This window comes from Klebsiella sp. P1CD1 (genome assembly GCF_003790505.1).
Taxonomy (GTDB): domain Bacteria; phylum Pseudomonadota; class Gammaproteobacteria; order Enterobacterales; family Enterobacteriaceae; genus Klebsiella; species Klebsiella variicola.
Genome location: NZ_CP033631.1, coordinates 4,190,718 through 4,205,496, shown reverse-complemented (window position 1 = coordinate 4,205,496; position 14,779 = coordinate 4,190,718). Strand labels below are relative to the sequence as shown.

The 14,779-nt window shown below is 61.3% G+C and carries 14 protein-coding genes; 10 read left to right on the top strand and 4 right to left on the bottom strand.

Features of this window, described 5'->3' with window-relative positions; genetic code table 11:
• Positions 1-66: 66 nt before the first annotated feature.
• From entC to DTA24_RS20895, 7 genes are all read left to right on the top strand, one after another.
• Positions 67-1,242, top strand: a complete 1,176-nt coding sequence (entC, locus tag DTA24_RS20925) for an isochorismate synthase EntC (protein ID WP_012542487.1) — start codon at positions 67-69, stop codon at positions 1,240-1,242.
• 9 nt (positions 1,243-1,251) lie between these two features.
• Positions 1,252-2,859 carry a (2,3-dihydroxybenzoyl)adenylate synthase EntE gene (entE, locus tag DTA24_RS20920; RefSeq protein WP_123837050.1) on the top strand — a complete coding sequence of 536 codons (1,608 nt, stop codon included), beginning with the start codon at positions 1,252-1,254 and terminating at the stop codon, positions 2,857-2,859.
• Positions 2,860-2,872: 13 nt separating this feature from the next.
• Positions 2,873-3,724 (top strand): enterobactin biosynthesis bifunctional isochorismatase/aryl carrier protein EntB, encoded by an 852-nt coding sequence (gene entB, locus DTA24_RS20915; protein WP_012968725.1) that lies wholly within the window; start codon positions 2,873-2,875, stop codon positions 3,722-3,724.
• On the top strand, positions 3,724-4,479 hold the full coding sequence (gene entA, locus DTA24_RS20910) for a 2,3-dihydro-2,3-dihydroxybenzoate dehydrogenase EntA (RefSeq protein ID WP_012068428.1): 756 nt from the start codon (positions 3,724-3,726) through the stop codon (positions 4,477-4,479). Before entB ends, entA begins: the two co-directional genes overlap by 1 nt.
• Entirely contained in the window at positions 4,480-4,893 is a 414-nt protein-coding gene (entH, locus tag DTA24_RS20905; protein ID WP_008805589.1) for a proofreading thioesterase EntH, read from the top strand.
• Between the two features lie 902 nt (positions 4,894-5,795).
• Positions 5,796-7,901, top strand: a complete 2,106-nt coding sequence (gene cstA / locus DTA24_RS20900; RefSeq protein ID WP_008805590.1) for a pyruvate/proton symporter CstA — start codon at positions 5,796-5,798, stop codon at positions 7,899-7,901.
• 92 nt (positions 7,902-7,993) lie between these two features.
• A complete protein-coding gene (locus DTA24_RS20895) occupies positions 7,994-8,191 on the top strand; it encodes a YbdD/YjiX family protein (protein WP_012068430.1) in 198 nt (65 codons plus the stop codon).
• Here DTA24_RS20895 and DTA24_RS20890 read toward each other — a convergent pair.
• The 4 genes from DTA24_RS20890 to DTA24_RS20875 form a co-directional block, all read right to left on the bottom strand.
• The gene (locus DTA24_RS20890) at positions 8,188-8,592 is read right to left on the bottom strand and encodes a helix-turn-helix domain-containing protein (RefSeq protein WP_008805591.1); all 405 of its coding nucleotides are present in this window, start codon (positions 8,590-8,592) and stop codon (positions 8,188-8,190) included. The genes DTA24_RS20895 and DTA24_RS20890 overlap by 4 nt on opposite strands.
• Positions 8,567-8,869 (bottom strand): type II toxin-antitoxin system RelE family toxin, encoded by a 303-nt coding sequence (locus DTA24_RS20885; RefSeq protein ID WP_012068431.1) that lies wholly within the window; start codon positions 8,867-8,869, stop codon positions 8,567-8,569. The genes DTA24_RS20890 and DTA24_RS20885 overlap by 26 nt, the downstream gene beginning before the upstream one ends.
• Positions 8,870-9,052: 183 nt before the next feature.
• Positions 9,053-9,796, bottom strand: coding sequence for an SDR family NAD(P)-dependent oxidoreductase (locus DTA24_RS20880; protein ID WP_012068432.1), 744 nt, complete (start codon positions 9,794-9,796; stop codon positions 9,053-9,055).
• 57 nt (positions 9,797-9,853) lie between these two features.
• Positions 9,854-10,942, bottom strand: a complete 1,089-nt coding sequence (locus DTA24_RS20875) for an oxidoreductase (RefSeq protein WP_044613625.1) — start codon at positions 10,940-10,942, stop codon at positions 9,854-9,856.
• 163 nt (positions 10,943-11,105) lie between these two features.
• On the opposite strand from DTA24_RS20875, the gene DTA24_RS20870 reads away from it, so the two are divergent.
• Genes DTA24_RS20870 through DTA24_RS20860 form a run of 3 tightly spaced genes read left to right on the top strand, consistent with a single transcriptional unit; the run spans position 11,106 to position 14,688 of the window.
• A complete protein-coding gene (locus tag DTA24_RS20870; protein WP_023339773.1) occupies positions 11,106-12,608 on the top strand; it encodes a sugar ABC transporter ATP-binding protein in 1,503 nt (500 codons plus the stop codon).
• Positions 12,605-13,603, top strand: coding sequence for an ABC transporter permease (locus DTA24_RS20865; protein ID WP_002894035.1), 999 nt, complete (start codon positions 12,605-12,607; stop codon positions 13,601-13,603). The genes DTA24_RS20870 and DTA24_RS20865 overlap by 4 nt, the downstream gene beginning before the upstream one ends.
• 20 nt (positions 13,604-13,623) lie before the next feature.
• Positions 13,624-14,688, top strand: a complete 1,065-nt coding sequence (locus DTA24_RS20860) for a sugar ABC transporter substrate-binding protein (protein WP_008805596.1) — start codon at positions 13,624-13,626, stop codon at positions 14,686-14,688.
• Positions 14,689-14,779 lie beyond the last annotated feature (91 nt).

The following is a 14,779-nucleotide window of genomic DNA, read 5'->3' as shown; positions in this document are numbered from 1 at the left end:
TAGGTTAGCCAACCAAAATACAAATGATAATTATTCGTAATATATTTATCGTTTTTGGAGGATGATATGGAAACGTCACTGGCTGAGGATGTACAGAAACACACCCAGACCCTGTCTCCGGACAGCTTCTTCTTTATGTCGCCGTACCGCAGTTTTAGCACCTCCGGCTGCTTCCGCCGCTTCTCACAGCCCGCTGTCGGCGGCGATGCGCTGAACGGCGAGTTCCAGCAGCAGATGGCCGCCGCTTTTGCCGAGGCCCGCGCGGCGGGGATCCGCAAGCCGGTGATGGTGGGGGCTATCCCGTTCGACACCTGTCAGCCTTCCGAGCTCTATATCCCCGAGCGCTGGGAAGCGTTCTCCCGCCCGGAAAAACAGCGTTCCGCCCGCTACGCCGCGCCGCTGGAGACAATGGAAGTGGTGGAGCGCCGGGAGATCCCGGAGCAGGACGCGTTTTTAGCCATGGTGGAACGCGCTGCCGCGCTGACCGCCACCCCGGAAGTGGACAAGGTGGTGCTCTCAAGGCTTATCGATATTACCACCCGCGACCGCGTCGATAGCGGCGCGCTGATGGAGCGACTGATCGCCCAGAACCCGGCGAGCTTTAACTTCCACGTGCCGCTCTCCGACGGTGGCGTGCTGCTGGGCGCCAGCCCGGAGCTGCTGCTGCGTAAAGACGGGCCGCGCTTTAGCTCATTGCCGCTGGCTGGCTCCGCCCGTCGTCAACCGGACGATGTGCTGGACCGGGAAGCGGGCAACAGGCTGCTGGCATCCGGCAAAGATCGCCACGAGCACGAGCTGGTGACCCAGGCGATGAAGAGCGTGCTGGGCCCGCGCAGCAGCCAGCTGTCGCTGCCGGCATCGCCGCAGTTGATTACCACCCCAACGCTCTGGCACCTGGCAACGCCAATCGAAGGCACCGCGCTGGCGCAAGAAAACGCCATGTCGCTGGCCTGTCTGCTGCACCCGACCCCGGCGCTGAGCGGCTTCCCACACCAGGTGGCGAAGCGCCTGATTGCCGAACTGGAACCCTTCGACCGTCAGCTGTTCGGCGGCATCGTCGGCTGGTGTGACGATGAAGGCAACGGCGAATGGGTGGTGACCATCCGCTGCGCGCGTCTGCAGCAGCGTACGCTGCGCCTGTTTGCCGGCGCGGGAATCGTTCCGGCCTCCTCGCCGCTGGGCGAATGGCGCGAAACCGGCGTCAAACTGACCACCATGCTTAACGTATTTGGCTTGAATTAAGAGGCAAGGATGATTGCATTTACCCGTTGGCCGGAAGAGTTTGCGGCCCGCTATCGTCAAAAAGGCTACTGGCAGGATCTGCCGTTAACCAATCTGATCACCCGTCACGCGGAAAGCGACGCCGTGGCGATTATCGATGGCGAACGGCAGATTAGCTACCGCCAGTTTAATCAGCTGGTGGACAACCTTGCCTGCTCGCTGCAGTGCCAGGGACTGAAGCGCGGGGAAACCGCGCTGGTGCAGTTGGGCAACGTCGCCGAGTTTTACATCACCTTCTTTGCGCTGCTGCGCATCGGCGTCGCGCCAGTGAACGCGCTGTTCAGCCATCAGCGCAGCGAGCTTAACGCCTACGCCGCGCAGATTAAACCGGCGCTGCTGATTGCCGATCGCGAGCACGCGCTGTTTGCTGACGATAGCTTCCTCCATGCGTTTATCGCTGAGCATCCTTCCCTGCGCGTCGCACTGTTGCGTAACGACGGCGGCGAGCGCGATCTGGTGACGGAGATTAACCGCCCGGCGGATAACTTTGTCGCCAATCCAACCCCTGCCGACGAAGTGGCCTTTTTCCAGCTCTCCGGCGGCACCACCGGGACGCCGAAGCTGATCCCGCGCACCCATAACGATTACGACTACAGCATCCGCCGCAGCAACGAGATCTGCGGGATCAACGCTGAGACGCGCTACCTCAACGCGCTGCCGGCGGCGCATAACTATGCGATGAGTTCCCCGGGTTCGCTCGGCGTCTTCCTCGCCGGTGGGCGGGTGATCCTCGCCGCCGACCCGAGCGCCACCCTCTGTTTCCCGCTGATTGAACAACATCAGATCAACGTTGCCTCGCTGGTGCCGCCGGCGGTCAGCCTGTGGCTGCAGGCGATCCATGAATGGGGCAGCAATGCGCAACTGCAATCGCTGGAGCTGCTGCAGGTCGGCGGAGCGCGCCTGTCGGCGACCCTCGCCGCGCGCATTCCGGCGGAAATCGGCTGCCAGCTGCAGCAGGTATTCGGCATGGCGGAGGGGCTGGTGAATTACACCCGCCTTAACGACAGCCCGGAGCGGATCATCCATACCCAGGGCTGCCCGATGTGCCCGGACGATGAAGTGTGGGTAGCGGATGCCGATGGCAACCCGCTGCCGCGCGGCGAAGTGGGCCGCCTGATGACCCGCGGGCCGTATACCTTCCGCGGCTACTACAACAGCCCGCAGCATAACGCGGAAGCCTTTGACGCCGAGGGGTTTTACTGCTCCGGCGATCTGATTTCGATCGATGAAGACGGGTATATCACCGTCCAGGGCCGGGAAAAAGATCAGATCAACCGCGGCGGCGAGAAGATCGCCGCTGAAGAGATCGAAAACCTGCTGCTGCGCCATGAGGCGGTGATCCACGCCGCGCTGGTCAGCATCGAAGACAACCTGCTGGGCGAGAAAAGCTGCGCTTATCTGGTGGTGACCTCGCCGCTGCGCGCCGTCGCGGTGCGCCGCTTCCTGCGCGAGCAGGGGGTGGCTGAATTTAAACTGCCGGATCGCGTGGAGTGCGTTGCCGCGCTGCCGCTGACGCCGGTGGGCAAAGTCGATAAAAAACAATTACGTCAGTGGCTGGCCGAAGGCAAGCTGGGCTGAAGGAGAACAGAGAATGGCAATCCCTAAATTACAGGCATATGCGCTGCCGGAAGCCAGCGATATCCCGGCGAACAAAGTCAACTGGGCCTTTGAGCCGTCGCGCGCCGCGCTGCTGATCCACGATATGCAGGAGTATTTCCTCAACTTCTGGGGCGAAAACAGCGCGATGATGGAGAAAGTGGTGGCCAATATCGCCGCCCTGCGCGACTTCTGCAAACAGAACGGCATTCCGGTGTACTACACCGCCCAGCCGAAAGAGCAGAGTGATGAAGATCGGGCGTTGCTGAATGATATGTGGGGGCCGGGCCTGACCCGCTCGCCGGAGCAGCAGCAGGTGATTGCCGCGCTGGCGCCGGATGAAGACGATACCGTGCTGGTGAAATGGCGTTACAGCGCATTTCATCGCTCGCCGCTGGAGGAGATGTTGAAAGAGGCCGGCCGCGACCAGCTGATCATCACCGGCGTTTATGCTCATATCGGCTGCATGACCACCGCCACCGATGCTTTCATGCGCGATATCAAACCGTTCTTTGTCGCCGACGCCCTGGCGGACTTCAGCCGTGAAGAGCACCTGATGGCGCTGAAATACGTCGCTGGCCGCTCCGGCCGCGTGGTGATGACCGAAGAGCTGCTGCCGCTGCCGGCCTCCAAAGCGGCGCTGCGCGCGCTGATCCTGCCGCTGCTCGACGAATCCGACGAACCGCTGGATGATGAAAATCTGATCGACTACGGTCTGGATTCGGTGCGGATGATGGCCCTGGCCGCCCGCTGGCGCAAAGTGCACGGCGATATCGACTTCGTGATGCTGGCGAAGAACCCGACCATCGACGCCTGGTGGGCGCTGCTCTCCCGTGAGGTGAAATAATGGCGGCGCTGGATTTCCACGGTCAGACCGTGTGGGTGACCGGCGCAGGTAAAGGGATTGGCTATGCCACCGCGCTGGCTTTCGTCGAGGCCGGGGCCAACGTTACCGGTTTCGACCTTGCCTTTGACGGCGAAGGTTATCCGTTTGCCACCGAAACGCTGGACGTCGCCGATGCCGGTCAGGTACGCGACGTGTGCGCGCGGCTGCTCAACAACATCGAACGACTGGACGTGCTGGTGAACGCCGCCGGGATCCTGCGCATGGGCGCCACCGACCAGCTGAGCGCGGAAGACTGGCAGCAAACCTTCGCGGTCAACGTTGGCGGCGCGTTTAATCTGTTTCAGCAGACGATGGCCCAGTTCCGCCGTCAGCGGGGCGGGGCGATCGTCACCGTCGCCTCCGATGCCGCGCATACGCCGCGTATCGGCATGAGCGCCTATGGCGCCTCGAAAGCGGCGCTGAAAAGCCTGGCGTTAACCGTCGGACTTGAGCTGGCAGGCAGCGGCGTGCGCTGCAACCTCGTGTCGCCGGGCTCCACCGACACCGATATGCAGCGCACCCTGTGGGTCAGCGACGATGCCGAGCAGCAGCGGATCCGCGGCTTCGGCGAGCAGTTTAAGCTCGGCATCCCGCTGGGCAAAATCGCCCGCCCGCAGGAGATCGCCAATACCATTCTGTTCCTCGCCTCTTCTCACGCCAGCCATATTACGCTGCAGGATATTGTGGTCGATGGCGGCTCGACGCTGGGGGCGTAAATGGCCTGGAAGCGAGAGCTCACGCTGGCGGCGCTGAACGCCAGCAGCGAAAACACCATGGTGGCGCATCTTGGCATCATCTACACCCGACTGGAAGCGGGGCTGCTGGAGGCGGAGATGCCGGTGGATGCGCGCACCCATCAGCCGTTTGGTCTGCTGCACGGCGGCGCCTCCGCGGCGCTGGCGGAGACGCTGGGCTCGATGGCCGGTTGGCTGATGACCGAAGAAGGGCAGTGCGTGGTGGGCACCGAGCTTAACGCTACCCACCATCGTCCGGTCTCCAGCGGGAAAGTGCGCGGCGAATGCCGACCGCTGCATCTTGGCCGCCAGAGCCAGAGCTGGGAGATAGTGGTGTATGACGAGAAGGGGCGGCGCTGCTGCACCTGTCGTCTGGGCACCGCGGTGCTGGGCTAAGAAGCCGCTGTTTCCCCGGCTTGCGCTACGCTTAGCCGGGCTACGGTTTATGGACCAGGATGCTGCTATTTCCCCGGCTTGCGCGACGCTTAGCCGGGCTACGTATCGGCGCAATGGGTAGCCGGGATAAGGCGCAGCGCGCCGCCATCCGGGAATTTCCCTGCTCGCGCTGCGCTTAGCAGGGCTATGGTTTCTGGACCAGGAAGCCGCTGTTTCCCCGGCTTGCGCGACGCTTAGCCGGGCTACGTATCGGCGCAATGGGTAGCCGGGATAAGGCGCAGCGCGCTGCCATCCGGGAATTTCCCTGCTCGCGCTGCGCTTAGCAGGGCTACGGTTTCTGGAACAGGAAGCCGCTGTTTCCCCGGCTTGCGCGACGCTTAGCCGGGCTACGTATCGGCGCAATGGGTAGCCCGGATAAGGCGCAGCGCGCCGCCATCCGGGAATTTCCCTGCTCGCGCTGTACTTAGCAGGGCTACGGTTTCTGGGCTGAGGAGCCGCTATTTCCCCGGCTTGCGCTACGCTTGGCCGGGCTACGTATCGGCGCAATGGGTAGCCCGGATAAGGCGCAGCGCGCCGCCATCCGGGAATTTCCCTGCTCGCGCTGTACTTAGCAGGGCTACGGTTTCTGGGCCAGGAAGCCGCTATTTCCCCGGCTTGCGCTACGCTTGGCCGGGCTACGGATCTGTAGGTCGGGTAAGGCGTTAGCCGCCACCCGACAAACAAACGGCACCGTTCACGGTAATCCTTTCATTCATTTTCCTGCCTTAAGTGATCTCGCTAGCAATGTGAGACAAATCTCTGTGGGTGTACGGCATCTGCGCTGTTTCGATGTTGTTAAATTCTGCGTTGTGATCTAGAAACAAAATGTAACATCCTGATTACCCTACCGGTGGACCACAACAATGAATAATTCAGGGAAATACCTTATCTGGACACTGCTCTCCGTGATCGGAGCCTTTGCCCTCGGCTATATCGCCTTAAACCGGGGTGAGCAGATAAATGCGCTGTGGATTGTCGTCGCGGCGGTCTGCGTTTATCTGATCGCATATCGTTTCTACGGTCTGTATATCGCCAAAACCGTTCTCGGCGTTGACCCGACGCGGATGACGCCGGCGGTACGACATAATGACGGCCTCGATTATGTTCCGACCGACAAAAAAGTGCTGTTCGGTCACCATTTTGCCGCCATTGCCGGCGCGGGGCCGCTGGTGGGCCCGGTGCTTGCCGCGCAGATGGGCTACCTGCCGGGGATGATCTGGATCCTCGCCGGCGTGGTGCTGGCGGGGGCGGTACAGGACTTTATGGTGCTGTTTGTTTCGACCCGTCGCGATGGCCGCTCGCTTGGCGAACTGGTTAAAGAGGAGATGGGGCCAACCGCTGGCGTCCTGGCGCTGGTGGCCTGCTTTATGATCATGGTCATCATCCTCGCGGTCCTGGCGATGATCGTGGTGAAAGCGTTGACCCACAGTCCGTGGGGGACATACACCGTCGCCTTTACCATCCCGCTGGCGATCTTTATGGGTATCTATATTCGCTACCTGCGCCCGGGGCGCATCGGCGAGGTGTCGGTGATCGGCCTGGTGATGCTGGTGTTCGCCATCATCTCCGGCGGTTGGGTGGCGGAAAGCCCGACCTGGGCGCCGTGGTTTGATTACACCGGCGTACAGCTGACCTGGATCCTGGTGGGCTACGGCTTTGTCGCCGCGGTACTGCCGGTCTGGCTGCTGCTGGCCCCGCGCGACTACCTCTCCACCTTCCTGAAAATCGGCACCATCGTGGGGCTGGCGATTGGCATTCTGATTATGCGCCCGACCCTGACCATGCCGGCGCTGACCAAATTCGTCGACGGTACCGGCCCGGTGTGGAGCGGCAACCTGTTCCCGTTCCTGTTTATCACCATCGCCTGCGGCGCGGTCTCCGGCTTCCACGCGCTGATCTCCTCCGGCACCACGCCGAAAATGTTGGCCAACGAAGGCCAGGCCTGCTTTATCGGCTACGGTGGTATGTTGATGGAATCCTTCGTCGCCATTATGGCGCTGGTGGCGGCCTGTATTATCGACCCGGGCGTCTACTTCGCGATGAACAGCCCGATGGCGGTGCTGGCGCCGGCGGGAACCACCGATGTGGTCGCCTCGGCGGCGCAGGTGGTGAGCGGCTGGGGCTTTAGCATTACCCCGGATACGCTGCATCAAATCGCCAGCGAGGTGGGTGAACAGTCGATTATCTCCCGCGCCGGCGGCGCGCCAACCCTGGCGGTGGGGATGGCCTACATCCTGCACGGCTCGCTGGGCGGGCTGATGGATGTCTCGTTCTGGTACCACTTCGCCATTCTGTTTGAGGCGCTGTTTATCCTGACGGCGGTTGATGCCGGCACCCGTGCGGCGCGCTTTATGCTGCAGGATCTGCTGGGCGTGATTAGCCCGGGGCTGAAAAAAACCAGTTCGCTGCCGGCCAACCTGCTGGCGACCGCGCTGTGCGTCCTGGCGTGGGGCTACTTCCTGCATCAGGGGGTAGTGGATCCGCTGGGCGGGATTAACACCCTGTGGCCGCTGTTCGGTATCGCCAACCAGATGCTGGCGGGGATGGCGCTGATGCTCTGCGCGGTGGTCCTGTTCAAGATGAAACGCCAGCGCTACGCGTGGGTGGCGCTGCTGCCGACAAGCTGGCTGCTGATTTGTACCCTGACCGCCGGCTGGCAGAAGTCGTTTAGCCCGGATACCAAAGTCGGTTTCCTGGCCATCGCCAATAAATTCCAGGCGATGATCGACAGCGGCAACATTCCGCCGCAATATACCGAATCACAGCTGGCGCAGCTGGTGTTTAACAACCGTCTCGATGCCGGGCTGACCATCTTCTTTATGATTGTGGTGGTGGTGCTGGCGCTGTTCTCGATTAAAACCGCGCTGGCGGCGCTGAAAGAGGATAAACCGACGGCGAAAGAGACGCCGTACCAGGCGATGCCCGCCGATGCGCAAACTATAACCGCGCAGGCGAAGCGCGCGCATTAACCGGTGTGCCGGGTGGCGGCTTCGCCTTACCCGGCCTACATTTCCGATCCTCCTTCTCCCTTTGGGAGAGGGAAACAAAAGAGAAATGACTTATGTTCGACACCCTCTCCAAAGCGGGAAAATATTTAGGCCAGACGGCGAAGATGATGATCGGCGTGCCGGATTACGATAACTACGTCGAGCACATGCGAATAACCCACCCGGATCAGACGCCGATGACCTATGAAGAATTCTTTCGCGAGCGCCAGGACGCGCGCTACGGCGGCAAGGGCGGGGCGAAGTGCTGTTAACCCTCTTTCGGCAGATAGAGGCTGATCTGCTCCTGGGTACAGCCGTAAATCGCCGCCAGCTTCTCGCGGGTGCGCTTCTGCGGACGGGAGTCCAGCGCTTCCAGCTGCGACACGGCGGACTGGCTGATGCCGAGTTTAGCCGCGACCTCCTGCTGGGATAGCCCGCGCAGGATGCGCCACGCGGCCTGCAGACTGACGTTTTCTTTATGCATCACGTCGCATACTTCGCCTGGTAGCATGACATTATCATAGATGTCTGATTCATAAGGAATATCTTCCCAGTCGCTTTCATCCTCGTCGTCGTACTCCAGCAGAGCCAGGCGCATACGAAAGTAATCGCTGTAAGGAATGACGACATACTGGTCTTTTCCTTCTTCATCCTTGATGTACTGAATAGTCATATTCGGTATCTTCCTCATGAAGGTAGGTGGTGGTGGTTCGGCGTTTAACCGCCACGACGTAGCAGGTATCGCCCGGCGGATCCCCAAAGGTGTAGATGACTCTGTAATCACCTAATCGCAGCCGGTAGTGGTTTTCGGGAGAGGACAATTTTTTGATATCCGAGATAGATGAAGCTTTATCATCCATCTTTTCCAGCCTGGATTTAATGCGGCTCTTATACCGATTATCGATTTTAGAAAATGGCTTATCTGCCGTTTTTGACCAGACAATCTTCATCCGTACCTCCACTGTACGCCCACACAAAATATAAGGAAATAATAAGACTATTAGATAAATTCCGAATTTCTTATGGGGTACTGTAGAGCGGAGAAAAAACGCAGGTAAGAGGCAAAACGCAACCCGTCGAGGCGGCGCGGGAAGGCCTCTGTCGGGCGACAGAGGCTTGCAGAAAATGTGCGATCAGGCGTTCAATCCGCCATCCACGTCCAGCCCCGTACCGGAGATCTGCCCGGCTGCCGGGCTGGCGAGGAAGGTGACCGCCGCGGCGATGTCTTCCGGCTGGCCGTAGTGACCGACCGCAATCATCTGGCGCTGGGCTTCCGCCTGTTCTCCGTCTTCCGGGTTCATATCGCTGTTGGTCGGCCCTGGATGGACAAGGTTAACGGTGATCCCGCGAGGGCCTAAATCACGCGCCAGGCCACGGGTCAGGGCGTTGAGGGCGGACTTGGTCATGGCGTAAACCGCGATGCCCGGCATGGCCACGCGATTAGCCAGACAGCTGCCGATGTTGATGATCCGTCCGCCATCGGCCATATGCACCAGCGCTTCCTGGGTGGCGATGACCACCCCACGAATATTGACGTTGATAAGCGCGTCAATGTCCGCCAGCGTCATGGATTCCAGTGGACCGCCGCGGGCGATCCCGGCGTTGTTGACCAGAATGTCCAGCCCGCCGAGGGACCGGGCCGCATGGGTTACCGCCTCCTGAATAGCCTGCGCGCTGGCGCTGTCGGCCTGCACCGCCTCGCCGTGCCGACCCAGGGCCTTTATTTCATCGGCGACCGCCTGGGCTTTATCGGCCGATTTTTCATACGTAATAACCACATCGGCACCGGCGCGTGCCAGCGACAGCGCGATTGCGCGACCCAACCCACGGCTGGCGCCGGTAACCAGCGCCTTTTTACCTGTTAAATCGATCTGCATGATGACCTCGTTGCGAGAGTGGTGAGCATCATCATTAGGTATAGACGGTCGGGGCGATTAACGGCTGAAGTATTCCACCTTCTCAAACGCCGCGCGCAGAACCTCAGGGGTTAACGTCACTGGTAAATAGTGAATCGACTCGCCCGGGCGCAGGGTATGGGCAATGACCCGGTCCAGTTCTGTGCGGTTATTGATATCGACCTCCAGTGCCGCCAGGGTGGTCGGCAGGTTAAAGCGCTGATACGCCTGCACTAACTGCGCCAGCACATCGTCCTGAGCAAGCAGGGCGCTCTGTACCAGAATGCCGTAGGCGACTTTGGTACCGTGGAGGAATTTATCCGTCTGCGGCAGCACCGTCAGTCCGTTGTGCACCGCATGGGCGGCGGCGACCCGGGTGTAACGTTCCCCCAGCCCGCCAACCATCCCGCCGCCGGCGATAATCGCCTCTACCACATCGCGAAACGCCTGGGTCAGATCGCCGCGGCTCTGGTCCGCCAGCGCCGTTTCGCTGCTGGCCAGCAGCACGTCGCGGATCGCCAGCGCGCCGTTAATCCCCAGCCGCACGGTGAGCGGCAGCGCCTCCGGCTGCGGCGCCAGCACTACGGCCTCATACCATTTGGCTAAGGTGTCGCCAATGCCCGCCAGCAGGTACTCCGCCGGGGCGTTGAGAATGATGCGCGGCTCGACCAGCACCAGGAAGTTGGCGTCATCGAAGATCTCAAAATTCAGGGCCTGTCCGGCGTCGCTGTACCACACCGACAGCGGCGTCCACGCCGCGCAGGTAGCGGCGATAGTCGGGATGGCCACCAGCGGTACCCCCAGGCGGCGGGCCAGCACTTTCGCGCTGTCGAGCAGCGCGCCGCCGCCGACGCCAATCACTACCGCCCGATCGTCACCGGAGGCCTGCACCAGCGCCGCCACGTCGCGTTCGCTGCAGTGGCCGGTAAAGCGGATCTTTTTTGCCTCCGGCAGGTGGAAGGCCGCCGGCAGAAAAGGTTCGGCGCCGGCCAGGGCGCGCTCGCCATAGACCCACACCGCCCGCGAGAGCTGGTCGGCGCTGAAAAAATTGCTCAGCCGCTCAAGGCTGCCAGGGTGGGAGAAATAGTTGGCCGGGCCGGGTACGACGCGGATATCGCTGTTGCTCATGGAAGCTGTCCTTATAGGTGTTGGGCTAAACTGATGTTATGTCTGGACATCCAGATGGCTAATATTATTTCGTTGTATCTTATGCTTTTTACGCAGTTGTCAGCCAGCGGCGGCTATGAAAAATTCGTTAAATCAGAAGATTAATTACCGCACGGGAACAGTGATGAGCGCGAACCGCCTTGAGATGCATAACATTAGCCTGGCCTTCTCCGGCTTTCAGGCACTGAACAAGGTGGACTTTACCCTTCATGGCGGGTCGGTGCATGCCCTGACCGGGGCCAACGGCGCGGGTAAGTCGACGCTGATGGCCGTGCTGTGCGGCACCCACGCTCATTATGAAGGCGAGGTGACGATCAACAACCAGCCGGTCATCATTCGTTCGCCGCGGGATGCTAAACAGCTGGGGATCCACCTGGTGCAGCAGGAGGTGGATGTGGCGCTGGTACCTGGCCTGAGCATTGCGGAAAACATCATGCTGGACAGGCTGGCAGAGCCGGGCATGGCGTTTCGCTGGTCGCGGGTTCGGCAGCTGGCGCGCGAGGCGCTGGCGCAGCTGGACGTGGCGCTGGACGTCAGGCGCTCCATTGACAGCTGCACGCTCGCCGAAAAACAGCAAATCCTGCTGGCTCGCGCTCTGTCGCACCATTGCCGCTTTTTGATCCTCGATGAGCCCACCGCGCCGCTGGATCAGCATGAAAGTGAGCGCCTGTTTGCGGTAGTACGCCGTCTGCAGCAGCAGGGGATCGGGGTGGTGTTTATTTCGCATCGTATCCATGAACTGAAGGCGATCTGCGACACCCTGACGGTGCTGCGCGACGGGCGGCTAATTGAGAGCGGCCCGATGGCGCCGCTGAGCGGCGAACAGATCGTCGAAAAGATGCTGGGCCACGAGCTGAGCGATATCTTCCCACCGCCGCGCCCGCCGCACGGCGAAGAGGTGCTGTTGCAGATTGACGGTCTGCATGATGAGGCGCTGCTGCAGGATATTTCGCTGCGTCTGCGGAAGGGGGAAATTCTGGGTATCGCCGGGCTGGCCGGCGCGGGCAAAACCGAGCTGTGCAAAGCGCTGTTCGGCGCCAGCAAAAGCCGGGTGCAGCGTGGCGAGCTGAACGGCCAGCCGTGGCGACCGCGCGATCCTGCCGACTCGGTGGGGCGCGGCCTGGCGCTAGTCCCGGAGGAGCGGCGCAAAGAGGGCATTTTCATCGAAGAGCCGATCGCGATGAACCTGGCGGTCAGCGCCGATAACAGCTTTTCGCGCTGGAGCCTGTTTGGCCATCGGCAGGCCTGGCGCTGGGCGGAGGAGGTGATTGCCCGCCTCGGCGTGCGCGCCACTGGCCCGGGGCAGATGCTGCGCCGTCTTTCCGGCGGCAACCAGCAGAAGGTGGCCATTGGCAAATGGCTGCGCAGTCATGCCAATGTTTTGATTTTTGACGAACCGACCAAAGGGGTCGATGTGAAAGCGAAAACCGATCTGTTCATGCTGATCGATGGTCTGGCGCGGGAAGGCAAAGGGGTGATTTATGCCTCGGGTGAATTCGCCGAGCTGGTCGGTTTATGCGACCGCATCTGCGTGCTATGGGACGGACGGATTGTGGCGGAGATCCCCGGCGCGGAAGCCCGGGAAGAGACGTTGCTTTATTATTCAACCGGAGGAGCGGCAGCGTGAGCAAGGCCCTGGCAGTAAACGCGACGGTATCGGGCCGTCAGCGATTTTTTGATTTTCTCTATAAGTGGGGCATGTTGCTGACCGTGGTGCTGCTGGTGGCGGTCTTTGGCCTCGCCTCGGACAACTTCCTTGATCCGTTCAACATCATCAACATTCTGCGCTCGATCGCGATTGTCACGGTGATTGCCATCGGGGTGTCGATTTCTCTCACCATTGGCGGCTTTGATCTGTCAGTGGGATCGACGGCATCGCTGGCTAACGCGCTGGTGATTTCCCTGTTTGTCTGGCATGGCCTGGGGACCACCGAAGCGATTCTGATCACCCTCGCGCTCTGCACCCTGGTGGGGCTGTTTAACGCCTTTCTGATCGTGGTGCTGCGCATTCCTGACATGCTCGCCACCCTGGCCAGCCTGTTTGTGATTCAGGGCGTGGCGATGACCTACAGCTACGGCGGTTCGATTACTGAAAACATGGTGCTGCCGAGCGGCGAGATGGCGGAAGGCACTATCCCGGCGGCCTTTGGCGCGCTGGGGCAGGTGCCGACCATCGTCATCATCATGCTGGTGGTGACGCTGGTCGCCCAGCTGGCACTGTCGTTCACCACCCACGGACGGCGGATGTACGCCATCGGCGGCAACCCGGAGGCCGCGCGGCTCTCCGGCCTGCGGATCACGCGTTACAAAGTCGCAGCATACGTGATTGCCTCGCTGCTGGCCGGGCTGGGCGGCATTCTGCTGGCCTCGCGTATCGGATCCTCGCAGGTCAACGCCGGCGGCGGCTATCTGATGGACGCGGTGGCGGCGGCCTGGATCGGCTTTTCGCTGGCGGGCTCCGGTAAACCGAACGCCCTGGGGACGCTGGTGGGGGCGGTGATCCTCGGCGTGCTCTCCAACGGGCTGGTGATGCTCTCGGTGCCGTATTACGCGATGGACATTATTAAAGGGTTGGTCCTGGCTGGCGCGCTGGCACTGACCTATTTTCAGCGCCGTACTTAACATTTTACAGGGTAAACAGCATGAAAAAGATCGCACTCTCTCTGATGACGCTGGGTCTGCTGCAGTCGACGGCGGCGCTGGCCACTGCCCCGACGCCGGTGCCGGCGGCGATTGCCGAGCACAGCGGCCCGATCCGTATTGCGGTGATCCGCAACCTGGGGTCTGACGATAACACCACCCAGTTTGTCTCCGGGGCGCTGCAGGAAGGCAAAAAGCTCGGTTTCAAAATCAGCACCTTCCTGAGCAACGGCGATGACGCCAAATTCCAGGACTTCGTCAACCAGGCCATCAGCCAGAAATACGATGGCATTATTCTCTCCCAGGGGCGTGACCCGTATTCCACCGCCCTGGTGAAGAAGGCGGTGGATGCCGGGATCAAAGTGGCGGTGTTCGATACCGCGGTGAGCGGTGAGATCCCCGGGGTGACGGTCAGTCAGCAGGATGACGCGTCGCTGACCGAGCTCTCTTTTGGCCAGCTGGTGAAAGACTTCAACGGCAAGGCCAACATCGTCAAGTTGTGGGTGGCGGGCTTCCCGCCGATGGAGCGCCGTCAGGCGGCTTACCAGACGCTGCTGAAGCAAAATCCGGGGATTAAAGAGCTGGAGTCGATCGGCGCCGTGTCATCCGATGTGCAGGGCGACACTGCCAACAAGGTGGGGGCGATCCTCGCCAAGTATCCGAAAGGGAAAATCGACGCGATCTGGGGCACCTGGGATGCCTTTAGCCAGGGGGCCTATAAAGCGCTGAAAGAGAATGGCCGCACCGAGATCAAACTCTACAGCATTGATATTTCCAACCAGGATCTGCAGCTGATGCGCGAAGCCGGCAGCCCATGGAAGGTGAGCGTGGCGGTGGATCCGAAGCTTATCGGCGCGACCAACGTGCGGCTGATCGCCAATAAGATCGCCGGCGAGCCGACGCCAGCCACCTACGACTTCAAGGCGGCGGCGATCCCGCAGGCGCTGCTGGCGGCCCAGCCGGGGGCGGTGAACGTGGCGTCGCTGGGGAAAATTATCCCTGGCTGGGGCCAGACCGAAGACTTTATCGCGCCGTGGTTCGCGACGCTGGAAGCGAAAAACAAATAAAATCAAGCCGGGTGGCGGTGGGCGGCGGCCTGGTGCCCTCACCCCGGCCCTCTTCCGCAGGGAGAGGGGGAAAACCATGCCACCGGGCGAG

Bases quoted from the DNA above. Each gene is read 5' to 3' on its own strand.
- entC (WP_012542487.1), top strand. From the start codon at position 67: ATGGAAACGTCACTGGCTGAGGATGTACAGAAACACACCCAGACCCTG.
- entE (WP_123837050.1), top strand. From the start codon at position 1,252: ATGATTGCATTTACCCGTTGGCCGGAAGAGTTTGCGGCCCGCTATCGT.
- entB (WP_012968725.1), top strand. From the start codon at position 2,873: ATGGCAATCCCTAAATTACAGGCATATGCGCTGCCGGAAGCCAGCGAT.
- entA (WP_012068428.1), top strand. From the start codon at position 3,724: ATGGCGGCGCTGGATTTCCACGGTCAGACCGTGTGGGTGACCGGCGCA.
- entH (WP_008805589.1), top strand. From the start codon at position 4,480: ATGGCCTGGAAGCGAGAGCTCACGCTGGCGGCGCTGAACGCCAGCAGC.
- cstA (WP_008805590.1), top strand. From the start codon at position 5,796: ATGAATAATTCAGGGAAATACCTTATCTGGACACTGCTCTCCGTGATC.
- DTA24_RS20895 (WP_012068430.1), top strand. From the start codon at position 7,994: ATGTTCGACACCCTCTCCAAAGCGGGAAAATATTTAGGCCAGACGGCG.
- DTA24_RS20890 (WP_008805591.1), bottom strand. From the start codon at position 8,592: ATGACTATTCAGTACATCAAGGATGAAGAAGGAAAAGACCAGTATGTC.
- DTA24_RS20885 (WP_012068431.1), bottom strand. From the start codon at position 8,869: ATGAAGATTGTCTGGTCAAAAACGGCAGATAAGCCATTTTCTAAAATC.
- DTA24_RS20880 (WP_012068432.1), bottom strand. From the start codon at position 9,796: ATGCAGATCGATTTAACAGGTAAAAAGGCGCTGGTTACCGGCGCCAGC.
- DTA24_RS20875 (WP_044613625.1), bottom strand. From the start codon at position 10,942: ATGAGCAACAGCGATATCCGCGTCGTACCCGGCCCGGCCAACTATTTC.
- DTA24_RS20870 (WP_023339773.1), top strand. From the start codon at position 11,106: ATGAGCGCGAACCGCCTTGAGATGCATAACATTAGCCTGGCCTTCTCC.
- DTA24_RS20860 (WP_008805596.1), top strand. From the start codon at position 13,624: ATGAAAAAGATCGCACTCTCTCTGATGACGCTGGGTCTGCTGCAGTCG.